The organism is Micromonospora sp. WMMA2032, assembly GCF_002688545.1.
GTDB lineage: Bacteria > Actinomycetota > Actinomycetes > Mycobacteriales > Micromonosporaceae > Micromonospora > Micromonospora sediminicola.
The window spans coordinates 6,027,558-6,044,719 of sequence record NZ_CP024052.1 but is presented as its reverse complement, the minus strand read 5'-3'; the positions used below and the strand labels follow the sequence as shown (position 1 = coordinate 6,044,719).

The window sequence follows — 17,162 nt, the reverse complement described above, 5'->3', positions numbered from 1 at the left end:
CGCCCCGGCCGACGCCGTCCCGCGCCCTCGTCCGATCGCCCGGCCCGGCACGCACCTCGATCCTCGGCAGCCGCCGGGGGTCGATAGTCTCGGGTCGCGGGACGGTACCGGACCGCGCCATCCCCCGGAGGTGACGGACCATCCTCGCCGTGACATCCGTCGACACCGCGCGGCTGCCCCCGGCCGAGCGCTTCGACTTCTGGCAGGATCTCGTCGCCCGGCAGTCGTCGACGGCCACCATCCGCAGCGCGCACGCGGACGACTTCACCGCCTCGGCCCGGGTGGTCGATCTCGGCACGATCCGCCTCGGCGTCTGGCGTTACCCGTCGTTGGAGTTCACCCGCCCGGCCCACCTGATCGACAGCGGCGACCCGGAGCTGTACCAGCTCGCCCTGCCGTTGTCCGGGCGTGGGGTGATGACCCAGCAGCGCCACGAGACGCCGCTGGACCCGTCCGCGTTCGCCCTGGTCGACACCGTCCGGCCGCACGGCTCCCGGCTGCGACCGGACGGCGCGACGCCGGGAGCGGTGGAGACGTTGACGGCCCTGGTGCCGCACCGGGCGTTGCCGTTGGCCCCGCACCGACTGGCGGCGCTGTTCGCCGCCGGTATCCCGGCCCGCACCGGGATGGGCGCGCTGCTCGCCGCGTTCCTGCGGCGGATCGCGGCGCACCCGGAGCAGTACGCGCCGGCCGACGCCCCGCACCTCGACCGGGTCGCCCTGGACCTGATCGCCGGCACCCTGGCGGGGCTGCTGGACGTCGAGCGGGAGCTGCCGGTCGACGTCCGGGTCACCGGGCTCCGGGCCCGGGTGACGGCGTTCGTCCGGCGGCACCTGACCGACCCGGACCTCTCCCCGGCCGCCGTCGCGGCGGCGCACCACCTGTCGGTGCGGTCGCTGCACCGGCTCTTCGAGGGCACCGGTACGACGGTCGGCGAGCTGATCCGGACCGGCCGGCTGGAGCGGGCGGCGCGGGACCTGGCCGACCCGAGGCTGCGGGGGCTGAGCGTCGCGCAGATCGGCGCCCGGTGCGGGTTCGCGCACCCGGCGCACTTCAGCCGCGCGTTCCGGGCCGCCTACGGGTCGTCGCCCCGGGAGCACCGGGAACGGGCCGTGCGGGGCTGACCACGCGGGCGGGGAGGGGCCGGTGCGGCCCCTCCCCGCCGGGTGGGTGGTGCGTCGGCCCTCGGCTCAGCCGAGACCGCCCTTGATGGCGCTGATCAACTCACCGTTGCTCGTGTCTCCGGAGAGTTCCCAGAAGAACGCGCCACCGAGGCCCTGGGTGTTGGCGTAGCTCATCTTCCCGCCGATGGTCGCCGGGGTGTCGTAGCTCCACCAGTTGCTGCCGCACTTGGCGTACGCCGTGCCACCGACCGTGGCCGTGGCCGGGCAGGTGTTCTTGAGGACCTTGTAGTCCTCGATGCCGGCCTCGTAGGTGCCGGGCGCCGCGCCGGTGGCGCTGCCGCCGGGTGCGGTCTGGGTCACGCCGGTCCAGCCCCGGCCGTAGAAGCCGACGCCGAGCAGCAGCTTGTTGGCCGGCACGCCCTTGGACTTGAGCTTCTGGATCGCCGCGTCCGACCAGAAGCCCTGCTGCGGGATCCCGCTGTACGAGTAGAGCGGGGAGTGCGGGGCGGTCGGCCCCTGGGCGGCGAACGCGCCGAAGTAGTCGTACGTCATCGGCATCAGCCAGTTGAGGTTCGCCGCGGCGCCGGCGTAGTCGGTGGCGTCGATCTTGCCCCCGTTGCTGCCGTCGGCGGTGATCGCCGCGGTGACCAGGGCCGAGGAGCCGAACTTGCTCCGCAGTGCGGCGATCACGTTCTTGAACGCGTTCGGGCCGCTGCTGTCACAGCTGAGACCGCAGGCGTTCGGGTACTCCCAGTCGATGTCGATGCCGTCGAAGACGTCCGCCCAGCGCGGGTCCTCGACCATGTTGTAGCAGCTCTCGGCGAACGCGGCCGGGTTCTGCGCGGCCTGGGTGAAGCCGCCCGACCAGGTCCAGCCGCCGATCGAGTAGATGACCTTGAGGTGCGGGTACATCTTCTTCAGCTTGCGCAGCTGGTTGAAGCTGCCGCGCAGCGGCTGGTCCCAGGTGTCGGCGACGCCGTCGACGCTGTCCGCCGCGGTGTACGCCTTGTCGTAGTCGGCGTAGCTGTCACCGATGCTGCACCGCCCGCCGGTGGTGTTGCCGAAGGCGTACAGGATGTGGGTCAGCTTGGCGGCCGAGCCGCTGGTGTGGATGTTCTTGACGTGGTAGTTGCGGCCGTAGACGCCCCACTCGGCGAAGTAGCCGACCACCTTCTTGCCGCCGGTGGGCGGCGTGGTGGTGGGCGGCGTGGTGGTCGGCGGCGTCGTCGTCGGCGGGGTGGTCGTCGGCGGCGTCGTGGTGGGCGGCGTCGTCGTCGGCGGGGTCGTGGTCGGCGGGGTGCCGCCACCGGCGCAGGATCCACCGTTGACGGTGCAGTTCAGCGGCCCCTTGTAGGCGCCGCTGCCGTTGTAGCCCCAGCTGAAGCTGGCGCCCGGGGCGAGCGTCCCGGCCCAGCTCTTGTTGACCGCGACGTAGTGGTTGCCGCTGCGGGTCACGTCGGCGTCCCAGGAGCTGCTGATCGCGGTCCCGGAGGGCAGGTCGAACTCGATGCGCCAGCCGTTCACGCTGGCGCCGGTGCCGTTGGTGACGGTCACCCGCGCCTCGTGACCGGTCCCCCAGTCCTGCACCTTGGTGAACGTGGCGGTGACGCTGCCGGCGGCCGACGCGGTGGTCATGGGCACCGCGGCGACCGCGAGCGCGACCACGGCGCCGGCCCACAGGGCCCGGCGGAGCGATCTCTTCATACGGCGTCTCCCCAATAGTTAGGAAACTTTCCAAATTGATTGCTGAGACGCTACTCACGCCGTCATCACTTCGTCAAGATGTAGATGCGTCTATTTCACGGGTGGCGCGGGACGGTCGACGCGACGGGCCGTAGCCTCGTCGCATGACCGTTTTCGACGTGCAGATCGACGCCCTGAGCGGCGGCCCGGCCGACCTCGACCGCTACCGCGGTCGCGCCCTACTGGTGGTCAACGTGGCCTCCCGCTGCGGCCTCACCCCGCAGTACGCGGGCCTCCAGGCGCTCGCCGACGGGTACGCCGACCGGGGGCTGACCGTGCTCGGGGTGCCCTGCAACCAGTTCGCCGGCCAGGAGCCGGGCAGCGCCGCGGAGATCGAGGAGTTCTGCCAGGTGAACTACGGCGTGACGTTCCCGCTGACGGAGAAGGTCGACGTCAACGGGCCGGACCGGCACCCGCTCTACGCCGCGCTGGTGTCCACCCCGGACGCCGAGGGACACAGCGGCGACGTGCGCTGGAACTTCGAGAAGTTCCTCGTCGCGCCGGACGGCTCGGTGGCCGCCCGGTTCGGCCCGCAGGTCACGCCCGAGGACCCCGAGCTGCGCGCGGCGATCGACAAGGTCCTGCCGGCCTGAGGAGCACGGTGAAGCGGCATGCCTCCCACCGGAGGCATGCCGCTCGCGGTCGACGGGCCGGTCAGCCGGCGGCGGACCGGAACACCGGGTAGTAGCCGCCGGACTGGCCCGCGGCCGTCGGGTGGTACGAGACGGTCAGGTTCAGCACGTTCAACGCGTGCAGCCACTTCGTGCCGTAGCTGCACAGCTGGTGCCCGACGAAGATGGACCGGACGTCGGCGAACGTGAAGCCGGCCGAGGTGGCGGCAGTCCGGGTGATGTCGTCCAGCAGGTTGATGCCCTCGTTGATCTTCGCGCGCGAGGTCGCGCTGAGCCCGACGCAGGTCGTGCCGAGCTGGTAGAAGACCGGGTAGCCGACCACCACGACCCGGGCCGACGGCGCCCGGTTCCGGATGCCGTTGTAGACGTTGGCGAGTCGCCCGGGCATCTGCGTGCGGGCGATGTTCATGGCCGACTCCACGGCCGCCACGCACTGGGTCTCGCCCTGGAGCACACAGGTGCTCATGATCGAGGCGAAGCCGACGTCGTTGCCGCCGATCGTGACGCTGACCAGCGTGGTGGTCGAGGAGAGCGCGGAGAGCTGGCTGTTGATGACGTCCGCGGTGGTCGCGCCGGAGCAGGCGACCGAGCGGTACGAGGCGGGCCGGATGTTGGCGTTGTAGAGCGCCGGGTAGGCGTTCGTGCTGCGCAGGCAGTTGCCGCTCTCGGAGGTGTAGCTGTCGGCGCCGACGCCGGAGGCGTACGAGTCGCCGAGTGCGACGTACCGGTCGGACGGGGCGGCCTGGGCGGGCGCGGCGGCCAGGGTCAGCGCGACCCCGATCGACGTGGCGAGGGACAGGGCGAGGGTGGCAAGACGGGATCTCCGCACGTCGCACTCCTGGGGGTGGGAAGTGGTGGTGAGAGATAGATATCAATGAGATCACCATGCATGGAAGATCACCGATTTGCAGTCCCAGCAGATAGAGACTTGTCCATACAAATCGTTGCCGGCTTTGCGTTGGTAGTTGAAGGATTTCGCCAGGGAATGCGGCCGCGTCCCGCCGGGGTTGGCATCGGACATGACGACTGTGGGACTGATCGGCAGCGGCAACATCGGCGGCACGGTGGCCCGACTCGCGGTGGACGCCGGCCACGACGTGGTACTCAGCAACTCGCGGGGCCCGGAGACGCTGCGGGACCTGGTGGCCGAGCTGGGCCCCCGGGCCGGCGCGGCCACCCCGGACGAGGCGGCGACCGCCGGCGACCTGGTGGTCGTCACGATCCCGCTGCGGGCCTACCGCGAGGTGCCGGCGGCACCGCTCGCCGGAAAGATCGTGATCGACACGAACAACTACTACCCGGAGCGCGACGGGAGCTTCCCGGAGCTGGACGACGAGTCGACCACCACCAGCGAACTGCTCCAGCGGCACCTGCCGCGGTCGCGTGTGGTCAAGGCCTTCAACAACATCTACTTCGCACACCTGCGGGTGCTGGGCCGCCCGGCCGGCGCGGCGGAGCGGACCGCCCTGCCGATCGCCGGTGACGACGACGGGGCCAAGGCCACCGTCACGGCGTTCCTCGACTCACTGGGCTACGACGCGGTCGACGTCGGGCCGCTCGCCGAGGGCTGGCGGTTCCAGCGCGACACCAGCGCGTACGCGGGCATCTACGCCACGGACGGCGACTGGGAGCGGCCGGGACCGGTCGACGCGCAGCGGCTGCGCGCCGCCCTCTCCGCCGCCCGCCGCTACGCAGACAGCTGACGCACGGAGGTCGGGCCGGCGGGACCGCCCGCCGGCCCGACGCTCAGTCCACCTCGGTGGGAAGGGTCAACCGCATCGCCGGGTCCGCTGTCTCCCGGAAGCCCAGCGCGCGGTAGAGCGGCCGGCCGGCGGCCGTCGCCCGCAGATCGATCCGGCGTACGCCCCGACCACGGAACCAGGCCAGCAGCCCGGCGACGCAGGCGCGACTGTGGCCCCGCCGCCGGTGTGCCGGGTCGGTACTGACGTTGAAGACGTACCCGACCAGGCCACTCGGATCGTCCGGGCCACCCAGCCGCCGCTCGACCGTGCCCACCGCGCACGCCGCCAACGAGGTGCCCTCCGGCGCGTCGACCACGAAGGCGGCCAGCCACGGATCGGGCTCCACCAGCCAGGCGCGCAGGTTGTCCCGCGCCACCTCCTGCCACCGGCCCCGCGCGGTCGGCGTGCCACTCATCGCGGCGAGCATGAGCCCGCGCAGCCGGACCAGCTCGTCGGCGTCCGCCGGCACCGCCCGACGCACGGCACCCGTCGCCACGCCGGCTCAGACCGGGCGGCGGCCGGCGAAGCCGCACTCGACCCGGTGGTACCAGCGGACGTCGGTGTCCCCCTCCAGCCAGCACCAGAGCACCGCCCGCCCCTCCCGCTCGCCGGGGAAGTCGAGCAGCACCGGGGCGATCCCCTTGACCTCGATGCCGTGCTGGTGGAACTCCTCCACGACCGCGTGCAGCCGGGCCTCCAGGGCCTTCACCTCCGCGAGCCCGCCGAGCGCGCTGGCGCCGTGGTCGGCCAGGTCGACCCGCAGCTCGGCGAGGTCGGCCCGGTGCCGGATCAGCTCGTCGACGCGCGGCCGCAGCGTGGCGACCAGGTGTCGCGCCTGGGCGAGAGTGAACACCGGGCCAGTATGGGGCACGACATGACCCGAAGGCGGCCCGTCATCCGCGCCTCGCGGTGGTGTCGCACCCGGCCTCCCGCATGTCAGCCTGCCAGGCGGCTCGATCCGGTCGTTCTTGTCCGGGGCGTCGTCCGACAGGCGGGCCCGCTCCGGCACCTCGTGGACGAGCCGGTGCGGCAACAGGTCGACGTCGTCTGGCCGGCAGCCGCGCCGGCCCGATGGCGTGGGAGCCGCCGTCGTCGCAGCCCGACCACCGTCGACGGCGGCCCGCACAGGAAGACCTCCCGGCCGGGTTCGGGCACCGACGACCAGCGACGCCGGGTGACCCGGAGCGGTCAAGCGGACCCCGGCCTCCACCGAGGAGGTCGAGCGGCGGACCACCTTCGAGCGATTGTCGAGAGTTGCCGATGAAAGATCCTGATTGAGTCGCTGCCGCGATGGGTGTCGTTCACCCTTCGCGTTGTGTGGTGAGGTCGCCGACGGCGTCGGCGTAGAAGGTGTTGTCGAGGTGGAAGGCGACCTGGCGCAGCGTCCAGGCGTCTCCTTCGACCCGGTCGAGGCGCTCGTCGTCGAGCGCGCGGAGACGCAGTGACCAGATCTGCGCCAACCTGGTCAGTCGGCTGCGGGCTTCGTCCAGATCCTCGAGGGTGAAGGGGGCGAGGTCGGCCGGGGTGGTGATGGCGGAGGCGTGCCAGTGGTCGGGCAGGGGAGGTTGCCCTGCCAGGCGCGCCTCGAGTTCGGCGAGGTGGTCCAGAAGGTGGTCGGCGAGACGACGAATCGCCTTGTGCGGGGTGTAGACCCGGTCCCCGGCGGTGCGGGGCTGCCCGTCCCACGCCGGCCAGGTCTCCGCCAGCCGTAGGGCATGTGCGACGGCGTCCTCGATGACTCGGGCCGGGTCGCGGTCATCGGTGATGGGAGTGTCGTCGCTCATTCCGTCTGTTCCCCTCTCAGCTGTCCGAGTCCTCGACCTTAGGACTGGGATGGTTCGGCCCGGACCGAACTGTGCAGCTCGTGTGACGAGTCGGGGTGCGTTGACCACCCGCCGCCGCGCTCATCCACAGGTTTCGAGCGTTGCTCCCGCCTTGCCCCTCAGTCGGCCTGGGCGGCCAGTTCGCGGGCGCGGTCGCGGGCCGCCTCCAGCGCCGCCAGCATGGCCGCGCGTACGCCGTGGTTCTCCAGCTCGCGGATCGCGGAGATGGTGGTGCCGGCCGGTGAGGTGACCGCCTCGCGCAGCTTGACCGGATGCTCACCGGAGTCGCGCAGCATCACCGCCGAGCCGATGGCGGTCTGCACGATCAGCTCGTGCGCCACCTGGCGGGGCAGTCCGAGCAGGATGCCGGCGTCGATCATCGCCTCGACCAGCAGGTAGAAGTAGGCCGGGCCGGAGCCGGAGAGCGCGGTCACCGCGTCCTGCTGGGACTCGGGCACCCGGACGGTGGCGCCGAGCGGGGAGAACATCTCCTCGGCCAGCGCCAGATGCTCCCCGGTGGCGTGCGCGCCGGCCGAGATGGCGCTCATCGCCTCGTCGACCAGCGCCGGGGTGTTGGTCATCACCCGGACCACCGGGGTGCCCTCGGGCAGCCGCCGGTTGAAGAACGCGGTCGGCAGGCCGGCGCAGAGCGAGATCACCAGCTTGCCGGCGGGGACCTTCGGGCCGATCTCGTCGAGCAGCGCGGCGGCGTCCTGCGGCTTGACCGAGACGGCCAGCACGTCGGCCTCCTCGACCGCGGTCGGGTTGTCCACCACCCGCACGCCGTAGCGGTCCGTCAGCTCCTGCGCGCGGGCGGGGCGCCGGGCGGTGGCGAGCAGCCGCTCGACCGGCCAGCCGGAGCGGAGCAGCCCGGAGAGCATCAGCTCGCCGATCTTGCCCGCGCCGATCACCGCGACCGTGTGCCCGCCCACCGTGCCTCCTCGTCCCGCTCCGACAACTGTTAAGAGGGGGCCCCTGCTCTGCACGAGGCGTTAACAGGGGGCCCCTCCTTACACCTCAGCTGCCGAAGAAGACCTCGGCCTCGGCGTACCGCTCCAGCGGCACGGTCTTCAGCTCCCGGGTGGCCTCGGCCAGCGGGACCCGGACGATGTCCGTGCTCTGCATCGCGACCATCTTGCCCCAGTCGCCCTCGTGCACCGCGTCGATGGCCTGCAGGCCGAGCCGGGTGGCGAGCACCCGGTCGAACGCGGTCGGGGTGCCGCCGCGCTGGATGTGCCCGAGCACCACGGTGCGGGCCTCCTTGCCGGTCTTGGCCTCCAGCTGCTCGGCCAGCCACTGGCCGATGCCGCCGAGACGGACGTGGCCGAAGGAGTCGAGCTCCTGGTTGTGCAGCACCATCTGGCCATCCAGCGGCTGGGCGCCCTCGGCGACCACGACGATCGGGGCGTACTGGTGCTGGAAGCGCTTCTCGACGTAGCCGGCGACCTGCTCGACGTCGAACTGCCGCTCCGGCAGCAGGATCACGTTGGCGCCGCCGGCGAGGCCGGCGTGCAGGGCGATCCAGCCGGCGTGCCGGCCCATCACCTCGACGACCAGGGTGCGGTGGTGGCTCTCCGCGGTGGTGTGCAGGCGGTCGATCGCCTCCATCGCGATGTTGACGGCGGTGTCGAAGCCGAACGTGTAGTCGGTGGCGCCGAGGTCGTTGTCGATCGTCTTCGGCACGCCGACCACGTTGACGCCCAGCTCGTGGAGCTTGGTGGCGACGCCGAGGGTGTCCTCGCCGCCGATCGCGATCAGGGCGTCCACGCCCTGCGCGGCGAGGTTCTCCTTGATCCGCTCCACGCCGTTCTCGATCTTGAACGGGTTGGTCCGGGAGGAGCCGAGGATGGTGCCGCCGCGCGGCAGGATGCCACGCACCTCCGCGATGCCCAGCGGCTTGGTCAGGCCCTCCAGCGGGCCCTTCCAGCCGTCCCGGAAGCCCACGAACTCGTGACCGTAGGTGGCGACGCCCTTGCGGACCACCGCCCGAATGACCGCGTTGAGACCTGGGCAGTCGCCGCCGCCGGTGAGCACGCCGATACGCATGATCTGCTCATCCTCCTGGAGCATCAGGTGAAGCCCGGATAAGCCCCAGGATATGTGTCAGATCAGACCATCGGCGCCGTTGCCGGCCCGGGGCGGGCCGTCAGTGCGAACTGTAGTCGTCGCTGGTGCGCGCCGACACCGCGCCCCGGCCCGTCCCGACCCCCGGACCGGCTACCGGTCAGTAGCTGACCTCGTGGTTCTCCCCCGCCTTCGGCGGCTTGCCGGTGACCGCCGCCTTGGCGAAGCCGAGCAGGTTGACCACCGTGCTGCCCGGCGAGTCCCAGTACTCCGCCGAGCCCGCGTGCACCTTGATCAGCGTGATGCCCGGCGTGTCCAGGCCGTCCGGGAACCACGCCTTGAGCAGCGGGTTCCACAGCTTCTCGGCGCGCGCCCGGTCCCACTCCTCGGTGGCGGTGCCGGCCACCGAGACCCAGGCGTTGTGCCGCTGGTCCGAGAAGCCGACGTTGACCTGCGGGTTCACCCGGATCTGGCGGACCTTGGCCGAGTCGGCGTAGGCGAAGAACCAGAGGTCCCCGTCGAACTCCGCCTCCTGCAGCCCCATCGGGCGGCTGACCAGGCGCCCGTCCACCGCGCTGGTCGTGAGCAGGCAGATCCGGGCGTCCCGGATCAGTTCGGTGACCCGGCCGCGGGCCTCGGCGGCGTTGGTCGGCTCGTTGCTCATGGGGGCACTCCTGTCTCGGATCGGCGTGATGCCGCTCCGGTGCCCCGGGCGGAACGGGTCAAACCTCCCGAGTCGTCATCGCCCGCCAGCGGGCCAGATTGTGCCGGGCGTCGACGAGCGCGTCGTGCCGGTCCGCCTCGGCGTCGGGCAGCCGGGGCCGCCCCCGGTCGTCCCAGAGCTGGCGCAGCTCCTTGGTGAACCGCGGGATCTCCCGGGGCAGCGCCGGCATGGCGCCCCAGAGCTGGGCCAGCACGACGTGGTCGTACGCCGCGTACCAGGCCCACAGCTCCAGCTGCTCGCCCGGGCGGTCCCGCACCGGCGCCAGCAGGAACTCGTGCAGGTCGTCCCGGATCCGCTCGCGCGAGCGCCAGGCCCGGTCGGCCGGCGACGGCAGCTTGTCCAGCACGTTGCGCCGCACCCAGGGCACCGCCCGGGAGTCGTCGAACTCGGTGGAGACCGCGTAGAACTCGCGGCCGTACTCGTCGACGACGCCGATCGACACCAGGTCGACGGTGCGGCCGTCCTCGATGAATTCGCAGTCGTAGAAATAGCGGTAGACCATCGCCCCCATCCTCGCCCATCACCGTCGCGGGGTCGTCGCCGGGGCGTCCGCCGAGGTCGGCGCGGTACCGCCGGCAGACCGGGCATGGTCACGGAAGTGTTTCCAGGGGTGTACAGCACGCGACGGGGACGTCATGATCTGATGTGTACCGCCGTCGGGCGCCGAACCGGTTGAGCTGCCTCTTGCCGGGACTGACAGCTTCACCCGGTGTGCGAGTGGTGACTTCTGACCGGGGAGGGGTTGGGCCGTGGAGTCTCGCCTGCCGGAGCCGGGTGACGCGCTCACGGGTGTGGAGATGTTCGCCGGGCTGGAGCCGGAGGTGCGCCAGCGGGTCATCGCCGCGGCCGTCCCGCGCACCTACCGCAAGGGGCAACTTCTCTTCGTCGAGAACGACCCCGGCGAGTCGCTGATCGTGCTGCGCCGCGGCGCCGTGGCGGTGTTCCGCACCGCGCCCACCGGCGAGCGGGCCGTGCTGTCGGTGATCCGACCCCCGGACGTGCTGGGCGAGGTCTCCCTGCTGGACGCCTCGACCCGGTCCGCCTCGGCCGAGGCCATCGAGGACTGCGCCGCGCTGGCGCTGTCCCGGCCCGCCTTCATGGAGCTGGTCCACTCCAACCCGCGCATCCTCGACGCGGTGATGCGCTCGCTCGGCCAGCTGATCCGCCGGCTCACCGAGCAGAACGCCGACCACGTCTTCCTCGACCTGCCCGGCCGGGTGGCCAAGACGCTGGTCCGGCTGGCCGGCGAGAGCCAGGCCCCGATGATCACGATCGAGCTGAACCAGAGCCAGCTCGCCGAGATGGCCGGCGGCTCGCGGCAGAGCGTCAACCAGGCCATCGGCTCGTTCGCCAGCCGCGGCTGGCTGCGCACCGAGGGGCGCCGGATCGTGGTCACCGACGTGGCCGCGCTGCGCCGCCGCGCCGGGATGAACGACCGCTGACGGATACGCGACGAGGGCCGGGGCGACACGCCCCGGCCCTCGTCGTACGCGTCGGTCAGACGCCGGCGCTGCCCGGTCCCGCCCAGGCGGTGGTGCTGCCCGGGCCGGCCCACTCGTTCTTGTCCTTGCCCCCGGCGGAGCCCTCGCTGACGATGCCCTCGGCCTGCAGGCTGGCCAGGGTGGCCGCGTCCACGTCGACGGACTCGCCCGCCGAGTGGGCGACGCCGTCGCCGTCGGTCCAGTCGCTCTCCAGCTTCACGAACACCATGAGATCCCCCTTGGTCACGTCGTCCTCGTCCGGCGGGGATGAATGTAGTCGCCGCACGCGCCCTCGACCGCCCGGACGAGTGTCCACAAACCAACAGCCCGGTACCTGACATTGGCGGCGCCCGGGATACTCACGGTGACGCCGCGGGGGGCGGCGCCCGGCCGACACCGGCCGACCGACCCAGTGGAGGCCTGTCATCTCCGCGCAGTGTGACCGTTGTGGACGTACCGCGGCCGACGGCGACCGGTTCTGCGGTGGCTGCGGCGCCGAGCTGGGCGCGGTCTGCCCGCACTGCCTGCGCCCGCTCGCGACCGACGTGGCCTTCTGCACCACCTGCGGCTCGCCGCGCCCGGGCGCCCGGCAGTCGGTGCCCACGCCGCAGGAGGACCGGCGCCGGGTCAGCGTGCTCTTCGTCGACCTCATCGACTTCACCCCGTACGTCGAGCGCGCCGACCCGGAGCAGGTGCGCGGCATGCAGACCGGCTTCTTCTCCGCCGCCCGCCGGGTGGTCGGGCAGTACGGCGGCGTGGTGGAGAAGTACATCGGCGACGCGGTCATGGCGCTCTTCGGCGCCCCGGTGGCCACCGAGACCGACGCGCTGCGGTGCGTCCGGGCCGGGCTGGAGCTGCAACGGGTGCTGACCCGGTTCACCCCCACCGGCCACGACGAGCTGCGCTTCCGGGTCGGGGTGGCCACCGGGGAGGCGCTGGTGGACGTGGCCGCGGCCCGCGACGGCGGGCAGGCGATCGTCGCCGGCGACGTGGTGAACACGGCCTCCCGGATGCAGTCGGTCTCCCCGCCCGGCGGCGTGCTGGTCTGCGGCGTCACCCACGCGCTCACCAAGGACGCCATCCGCTACGACGAGCAGCCGCCGGTCACGCTGCGGGGCCGCTCCTCCCCCACCGAGGTCTGGCTGGCGCTCGCCCCGGTCCGCCGGCAACCCACCGACCGGGAGCCGGACACCACCCCGCTGATCGACCGCGAGCACGAGCTGGGCCTGCTGGTCAACGCGCTGCACCGTTCGCTGCGCGACCGGCTGCCGCAGGTGGTGACCGTGTTCGGCCGGGCCGGGTTGGGCAAGAGCCGGCTGGTGCGGGAGCTGCACCGGCACGCCGGCCGGCTGGTCGACGAGCCGCTGACCTGGCGCACCGGGCGGTGCCCGCCGTTCGGCGAGAACGTCACGTTCGCCGCGCTGGCCGACATCGTCAAGACCGAGGCCGGCATCCTCGACACCGACCCCGCCTCCACCGCGGCCCAGCGCCTCACCGCCGCGGTCGCCGAGCTGGTCGGCCCCGGCGAGCGGAACCGCCTGGTGGACGCGCTGCGCCCGCTGGTCGGGCTGACCGGCACGACGCTGCCCGCCGAGGAGGCGGAGTCGGCGTGGCGACGGTTCCTGCTGGCGCTCGCGGCCCGCCGCCCGACCGTGCTGGTCTTCGAGGACCTGCACTGGGCCGACGACGCCATGCTGCGCTTCGTCGAGCTGCTCGGCGCCGCCGCCCGGGAGGTTCCCCTGCTGCTGCTCTGCACCGCCCGCCCGGAGCTGGTCGACCGGGACCCGAGCTGGGCCGGGACGATCACCGGCTCGGTCACCGTCACGCTGCCGCCGCTGCGGGACACCGGCATCGCGTCGCTCTACGCGCACATGTTCGGCCAGGCCGCGTTCCCGGCCGAGATGCTCACCCCGCTGGTCGAGGTGGCCGGCGGCAACCCGCTCTACGCCCACGAGTACGTCCGGATGCTGATCGAGCAGGGCGCGCTGCGCCAGTCCGGGCGCGGCTGGTCGCTGGAGAAGCACCTCGACCTGCCGATGCCGGAGAGCGTGCACTCGGTCATCGCCAACCGGGTCGACCTGCTCGACGCCAAGGACCGGGCGGTGCTGCTGGCCGCCTCGGTGGTCGGCGTGCAGTTCTGGCCCGGCGCGGTCGCCGCCGCGCTGGGGCAGCCGGTGGAGTCGGTGGAACGCGCGCTGCGCCGGCTGGAGCAGCGCGACTTCGTGCACGAGCAGTCGGCGTCCACGATGGCCGGGCAGGCCGAGTTCCGGTTCCGGCACGTGCTGGTCCGCGACGTCTGCTACCAGCGGCTGCCCCGCACCGAGCGGGTGGCCCGGCACGAGCGGACCGCGGACTGGCTGGACGCGCTGTCGCAGACCCGGGACACCGACCTGGCCGAGGTCCTCGCCCACCACCGCTGGGCGGCCCACGAGATCGCCCGCACGCTCGGCCTCCCGACACACCGCTACGCCGGCCCGGCCCGCGCCGCGCTGCACCGGGCGGCCCGGCGGGCGTACGCCCTGCACGGGCTGGACGCCGCCGCCGCGCACGCCGGGCGCGCGCTCGGCCTGGCCGACGACAGCGACCCGGTGGGCCGGCTGCAACTGGAGCTGCTGGCCACCGAGATCTCGTTCTACCGCGACGGCAACGCGTTCCTCTCCGGCGGGGGGCCGGAGCAGTTGCAGGCGCTGGCCGACCGGCTGCTCGCGCACGGCGACGACGCCTGCGCGGCCCGGGCGTGGACGCTGCTCGGCCAGGCCGCCTGGCTGCGCGCCGACCGGACGGCGGCGGTGGCCTGCCTGGACCGGGCGGTGGGGTTGTTCGAGCCGCTGCCGGACAGCTCGCAGAAGGCCGACGCGTACGCCGAGCTGGGCCGGCTGCACATGCTCAACTACGAGCGGGACGCGGCGGTGTCCGCCGCCGAGACCGCGGCGGAGATCGCCGAGCGGCTGGGCCTGACCGAGACGCGCACCAACGCCCGGGTCACCGCCGCCACCGCCCGGTACCAGGCCGGTGACCGGTCCGGGCTGGACGACCTGCGCGCCATCGTCGAGTTCAGCCGGGGGCAGCAGTTGCTGGCGCTGCACCGGGCGGTGCAGAACCTCGCGTACGCGGTCCGCGAGGAGGGTGACTGGCTGCGCTCCGACGCGCTGCTGACCGCCGGCCCGACCCGGACGGCCAGCGGGCAGACGCTGACCACGAGCTATTCCGGCGAGGCTATGCGGGCCTACTTCGACGGGGACTTCGCCCGGCTGCTCGCCGCCGCCGACGCGTTCGTGGACACCCCCACCGGCGGGTGGGACATGCAGGTGCGCGGCCTGCGGTCCTGTCTGCGGGTGCTGCGCGGCCAGCCGGTGCCGCCCGCGCCCCGCGCGGCCGAGGTGACCGGGTCGGCGTACCGCGACGACGTGTCCGCGGCGCTGGACACCGCCCGGCGCAGCGGCTTCCACCGCCCGCACTGGACCATGCTCGGCATGGCGGCGCTCTGCCGGGCGCTGCAGGGCCGGGCCGAGGAGGCGGCGGAGCTGGTCGACGAGCTGGCCGGCTCCTGGTCGAGCGTGCCGGCCCTGGCCAGCGGCGAGTGGATCGCCGCGGCGGCGTACGCGGCGGCCCTGTCCGGGCGGGACGCGGCGGTGCGGGTGCGCGCGATGCTGGACCGGCTCGGACACCGGACGCCCTGGTCGGAGGCGGCGCTGCGGACGGTCACCGGCGCCGTGGCGGCGGCGGACGGCGACCATCGCCGGGCCGCCGAGCTGCACCTGGCCGGCGCGGAGATCTACGCCGGGATCCCGGACGTCACCGACCGGATGCTGGCCCTGGCGCTGGCCGTGGGGGAGCTGACGCTGGCCGGCGACCCCGGGGCGGCCGGGCCGCTGGCCGAGGTGCACGCGTTCGCCCAGCGCAACGAGGCCCCCGGGCTGTTGGCGCTGGCCCGGCGTCCGGTGCCGGACGCCGGTCCGGCGATGGCCTGCTGACCCGGCCCGCGGCGCCTCAGGCCGGCACCGGCTCCCGGGGCGCGGCCTTCGCCTTCTGGGCGTACGTGTCGACGTACTCGCGGCCGGAGAGCTCCATCAGCTCGTACATGATCTCGTCGGTGACGGCCCGCTCGACGAACCGGTCGCCGACCATGCCGGCGTAGCGGGAGAAGTCCAGCGGGGGCCCGAAGCGGATCCGGACCCGACCGAGGTTGGGCACGATCTGCCCGGTGGGCTGGATGGCGTCGGAGTTGAGCATGGCCATCGGGACCACCGGCGCGCCGCTCTCCAGGGCGAGCCGGGCGACGCCGGTCTTGCCCCGGTAGAGCCGGCCGTCCGGGGAGCGGGTGCCCTCGGGGTAGATGCCGGCGATGCCCCCGGCGCGCAGCACCTGGAGCTGGGTGTCGAGCGCCGCCCGGGCGGCCCGGCCGCCGGTGCGGTCGACCGGGATGGTGCCGGATCCGACGAAGAACATCTTGGTCAGCCAGCCCTTGAGGCCCCGGCCGGTGAAGTATTCCGCTTTTGCGATGAAGGTGACTTTTCGCTTGACGATCAGCGGTGTGAAGATGGAGTCGGAGAACGAGAGGTGGTTGCTGGCCAGGATCACCGGGCCGGTCGCCGGCACGTGCTCCAGACCCTCGACCTGCGGGCGGAAGACCAGCCGCAACACTGGGCCGAGGATGATGTACTTCAGCAGCCAGTACAGCACCGGGGTCCTTCCGGGTGGGGTGGCGACGCGCGGGACCGTGCGGGAAGAGGGTACGAAGCACGAGCGGCACGCCACAACGCACTCCCGGAACCGGGTGCCGGCGTGTCAGGATTCAGAGCACGACGGCGAAGGGGGTGTCCGGTGTCAGGGGGCGGGCCCCGTCGGGGACGGCGGGACAACGGGCTCGACGCGGCCGAGTACGCGGTCGCGGGCGACGTCGATCCGCGCGTGGGTGAGCACCTGCTCGACGTGCTCGCCGCCGGCGGCATCGCCGCATACCTCCAGCCCTCGGCCGACCTGAACCCGGTGACCCGCACCACCACCGTGCCGGCCCGACCGGTCGACCGGCTCTACGTCGACCGGTCCCACCTGACCACCGCGCGGGACTACCTCACCCAGCTCGCCGACGAGGGGTCCGACGACCCGCCGCGCCCGGACGAGCCGGACATCGAGGCCGAGTGGGCCAAGATCGTGGCCGGTTTCCACACCACGCCGACCGCGGGCAGCCACCCCTGGCCGGCCGCCGAGGACGTGGACGACCCGGTCCCGCCGGCCGGCGCCACCGCCGGCCGCGCCGAGGAGCCGGCCGGCCCGACCGCCACCGACGTGCGGCGGCTGCCCTACGCGGCGGACGTCTCCGGCGTCTCGCTCGGCCGTGACCGGTCCGACGAGCCCTCCCTGCTGGACGGGCTGGACACGTTCGGCGCCGACCTGCCGGGCGACGCCGAGGAGGAGCACTACACCCCGCCCCCGCCGCCACCGCTGCCGCGCTTCTCGAAGTACGCGGTGCTGGGCGTGCTCTGCGTCGTGCTCGGCTTCCTGCTCTTCCTCTCCCCCACCGTGGTGTCGCTGGTCGACCCGGCGGTGGTGACGCTGCTCGGCTTCACCGGCATCCTGGCCGGCTTCGTGATGCTCGTGTGGCGGCTGCGCCCGGGCGACCGGGACGAGGACGACCCGGACAACGGCGCGGTGGTCTGAGGCGCGGACAGCGGCCGCCCGGATCGCGGGACGCCGCGCGCCCCGGCTCGCCGTGTAACAGGGGTGTAACTTACGGTCAGTAGGAATACCGCTGAACGTCACTTCCCGCACCGGCTGTCCGGCTTGCGTCCCCTCCGGGCACCGGTCCCCTGCTGAGCGGATTGCCCG

At 73.0% G+C, this 17,162-nt stretch carries 17 protein-coding genes; 6 read left to right on the top strand and 11 right to left on the bottom strand.

Going from position 1 to position 17,162, the window contains the following annotated elements:
- Positions 1-149: 149 nt before the first annotated feature.
- The gene (locus CO540_RS28120) at positions 150-1,124 is read left to right on the top strand and encodes an AraC family transcriptional regulator (RefSeq protein ID WP_099164259.1); all 975 of its coding nucleotides are present in this window, start codon (positions 150-152) and stop codon (positions 1,122-1,124) included.
- 66 nt (positions 1,125-1,190) lie between these two features.
- On the opposite strand, the gene CO540_RS28115 is transcribed toward CO540_RS28120, so the two are convergent.
- Positions 1,191-2,828 carry a glycosyl hydrolase family 18 protein gene (locus tag CO540_RS28115; protein ID WP_099164258.1) on the bottom strand — a complete coding sequence of 546 codons (1,638 nt, stop codon included), beginning with the start codon at positions 2,826-2,828 and terminating at the stop codon, positions 1,191-1,193.
- A gap of 143 nt (positions 2,829-2,971) precedes the next feature.
- On the opposite strand from CO540_RS28115, the gene CO540_RS28110 reads away from it, so the two are divergent.
- A complete protein-coding gene (locus CO540_RS28110) occupies positions 2,972-3,460 on the top strand; it encodes a glutathione peroxidase (RefSeq protein ID WP_099164257.1) in 489 nt (162 codons plus the stop codon).
- A gap of 61 nt (positions 3,461-3,521) precedes the next feature.
- On the opposite strand, the gene CO540_RS28105 is transcribed toward CO540_RS28110, so the two are convergent.
- Positions 3,522-4,328: an SGNH/GDSL hydrolase family protein gene (locus CO540_RS28105; RefSeq protein ID WP_099164256.1), complete on the bottom strand. Its 807-nt coding sequence runs from the start codon at positions 4,326-4,328 to the stop codon at positions 3,522-3,524.
- Between the two features lie 190 nt (positions 4,329-4,518).
- Between CO540_RS28105 and CO540_RS28100 the strand changes: the two genes are divergently transcribed.
- Positions 4,519-5,202, top strand: a complete 684-nt coding sequence (locus CO540_RS28100; protein ID WP_099164255.1) for an NADPH-dependent F420 reductase — start codon at positions 4,519-4,521, stop codon at positions 5,200-5,202.
- A gap of 43 nt (positions 5,203-5,245) precedes the next feature.
- On the opposite strand, the gene CO540_RS28095 is transcribed toward CO540_RS28100, so the two are convergent.
- The 7 genes from CO540_RS28095 to CO540_RS28065 all read right to left on the bottom strand — a co-directional run bounded on the left by CO540_RS28095 (position 5,246) and on the right by CO540_RS28065 (position 10,354).
- Positions 5,246-5,737, bottom strand: a complete 492-nt coding sequence (locus tag CO540_RS28095) for a GNAT family N-acetyltransferase (RefSeq protein WP_253866257.1) — start codon at positions 5,735-5,737, stop codon at positions 5,246-5,248.
- Positions 5,738-5,743: 6 nt separating this feature from the next.
- Entirely contained in the window at positions 5,744-6,094 is a 351-nt protein-coding gene (locus CO540_RS28090; RefSeq protein WP_099164254.1) for a DUF2203 domain-containing protein, read from the bottom strand.
- Positions 6,095-6,542: 448 nt separating this feature from the next.
- On the bottom strand, positions 6,543-7,025 hold the full coding sequence (locus CO540_RS28085; RefSeq protein WP_099164253.1) for a hypothetical protein: 483 nt from the start codon (positions 7,023-7,025) through the stop codon (positions 6,543-6,545).
- Positions 7,026-7,183: 158 nt separating this feature from the next.
- A complete protein-coding gene (proC, locus tag CO540_RS28080; RefSeq protein WP_091573234.1) occupies positions 7,184-7,996 on the bottom strand; it encodes a pyrroline-5-carboxylate reductase in 813 nt (270 codons plus the stop codon).
- Positions 7,997-8,081: 85 nt separating this feature from the next.
- Complete coding sequence (locus CO540_RS28075; protein ID WP_091577173.1) at positions 8,082-9,110, bottom strand: 6-phosphofructokinase; 1,029 nt, start codon at positions 9,108-9,110, stop codon at positions 8,082-8,084.
- Between the two features lie 178 nt (positions 9,111-9,288).
- Positions 9,289-9,792 carry a pyridoxamine 5'-phosphate oxidase family protein gene (locus CO540_RS28070; RefSeq protein WP_099164252.1) on the bottom strand — a complete coding sequence of 168 codons (504 nt, stop codon included), beginning with the start codon at positions 9,790-9,792 and terminating at the stop codon, positions 9,289-9,291.
- Between the two features lie 58 nt (positions 9,793-9,850).
- On the bottom strand, positions 9,851-10,354 hold the full coding sequence (locus CO540_RS28065; protein ID WP_099164251.1) for a polyadenylate-specific 3'-exoribonuclease AS: 504 nt from the start codon (positions 10,352-10,354) through the stop codon (positions 9,851-9,853).
- A 247-nt stretch (positions 10,355-10,601) separates the two neighbouring features.
- On the opposite strand from CO540_RS28065, the gene CO540_RS28060 reads away from it, so the two are divergent.
- A complete protein-coding gene (locus tag CO540_RS28060; RefSeq protein ID WP_013287664.1) occupies positions 10,602-11,294 on the top strand; it encodes a Crp/Fnr family transcriptional regulator in 693 nt (230 codons plus the stop codon).
- Between the two features lie 55 nt (positions 11,295-11,349).
- Here CO540_RS28060 and CO540_RS28055 read toward each other — a convergent pair whose 3' ends face one another.
- Positions 11,350-11,580, bottom strand: a complete 231-nt coding sequence (locus tag CO540_RS28055) for a hypothetical protein (RefSeq protein WP_245666182.1) — start codon at positions 11,578-11,580, stop codon at positions 11,350-11,352.
- 178 nt (positions 11,581-11,758) lie between these two features.
- On the opposite strand from CO540_RS28055, the gene CO540_RS28050 reads away from it, so the two are divergent.
- Positions 11,759-15,307 (top strand): adenylate/guanylate cyclase domain-containing protein, encoded by a 3,549-nt coding sequence (locus CO540_RS28050; RefSeq protein WP_157779204.1) that lies wholly within the window; start codon positions 11,759-11,761, stop codon positions 15,305-15,307.
- A gap of 16 nt (positions 15,308-15,323) precedes the next feature.
- Here the strand turns inward: CO540_RS28050 and CO540_RS28045 are convergent, their stop codons facing one another.
- Complete coding sequence (locus CO540_RS28045; protein ID WP_099164250.1) at positions 15,324-16,016, bottom strand: 1-acyl-sn-glycerol-3-phosphate acyltransferase; 693 nt, start codon at positions 16,014-16,016, stop codon at positions 15,324-15,326.
- A 141-nt stretch (positions 16,017-16,157) separates the two neighbouring features.
- Here CO540_RS28045 and CO540_RS28040 point away from each other — a divergent pair, with 141 nt between their 5' ends.
- On the top strand, positions 16,158-16,994 hold the full coding sequence (locus tag CO540_RS28040) for a DUF308 domain-containing protein (RefSeq protein ID WP_099164249.1): 837 nt from the start codon (positions 16,158-16,160) through the stop codon (positions 16,992-16,994).
- The last annotated feature ends 168 nt before the right edge of the window (positions 16,995-17,162 follow it).

What these genes read in the sequence shown, in the direction of transcription:
- CO540_RS28115 (WP_099164258.1), bottom strand. Translation starts at nt 2,828, where the DNA reads ATGAAGAGATCGCTCCGCCGGGCCCTGTGGGCCGGCGCCGTGGTCGCG.
- CO540_RS28100 (WP_099164255.1), top strand. Translation starts at nt 4,519, where the DNA reads ATGACGACTGTGGGACTGATCGGCAGCGGCAACATCGGCGGCACGGTG.
- CO540_RS28110 (WP_099164257.1), top strand. Translation starts at nt 2,972, where the DNA reads ATGACCGTTTTCGACGTGCAGATCGACGCCCTGAGCGGCGGCCCGGCC.
- CO540_RS28070 (WP_099164252.1), bottom strand. Translation starts at nt 9,792, where the DNA reads ATGAGCAACGAGCCGACCAACGCCGCCGAGGCCCGCGGCCGGGTCACC.
- CO540_RS28085 (WP_099164253.1), bottom strand. Translation starts at nt 7,025, where the DNA reads ATGAGCGACGACACTCCCATCACCGATGACCGCGACCCGGCCCGAGTC.
- CO540_RS28065 (WP_099164251.1), bottom strand. Translation starts at nt 10,354, where the DNA reads ATGGTCTACCGCTATTTCTACGACTGCGAATTCATCGAGGACGGCCGC.
- CO540_RS28075 (WP_091577173.1), bottom strand. Translation starts at nt 9,110, where the DNA reads ATGCGTATCGGCGTGCTCACCGGCGGCGGCGACTGCCCAGGTCTCAAC.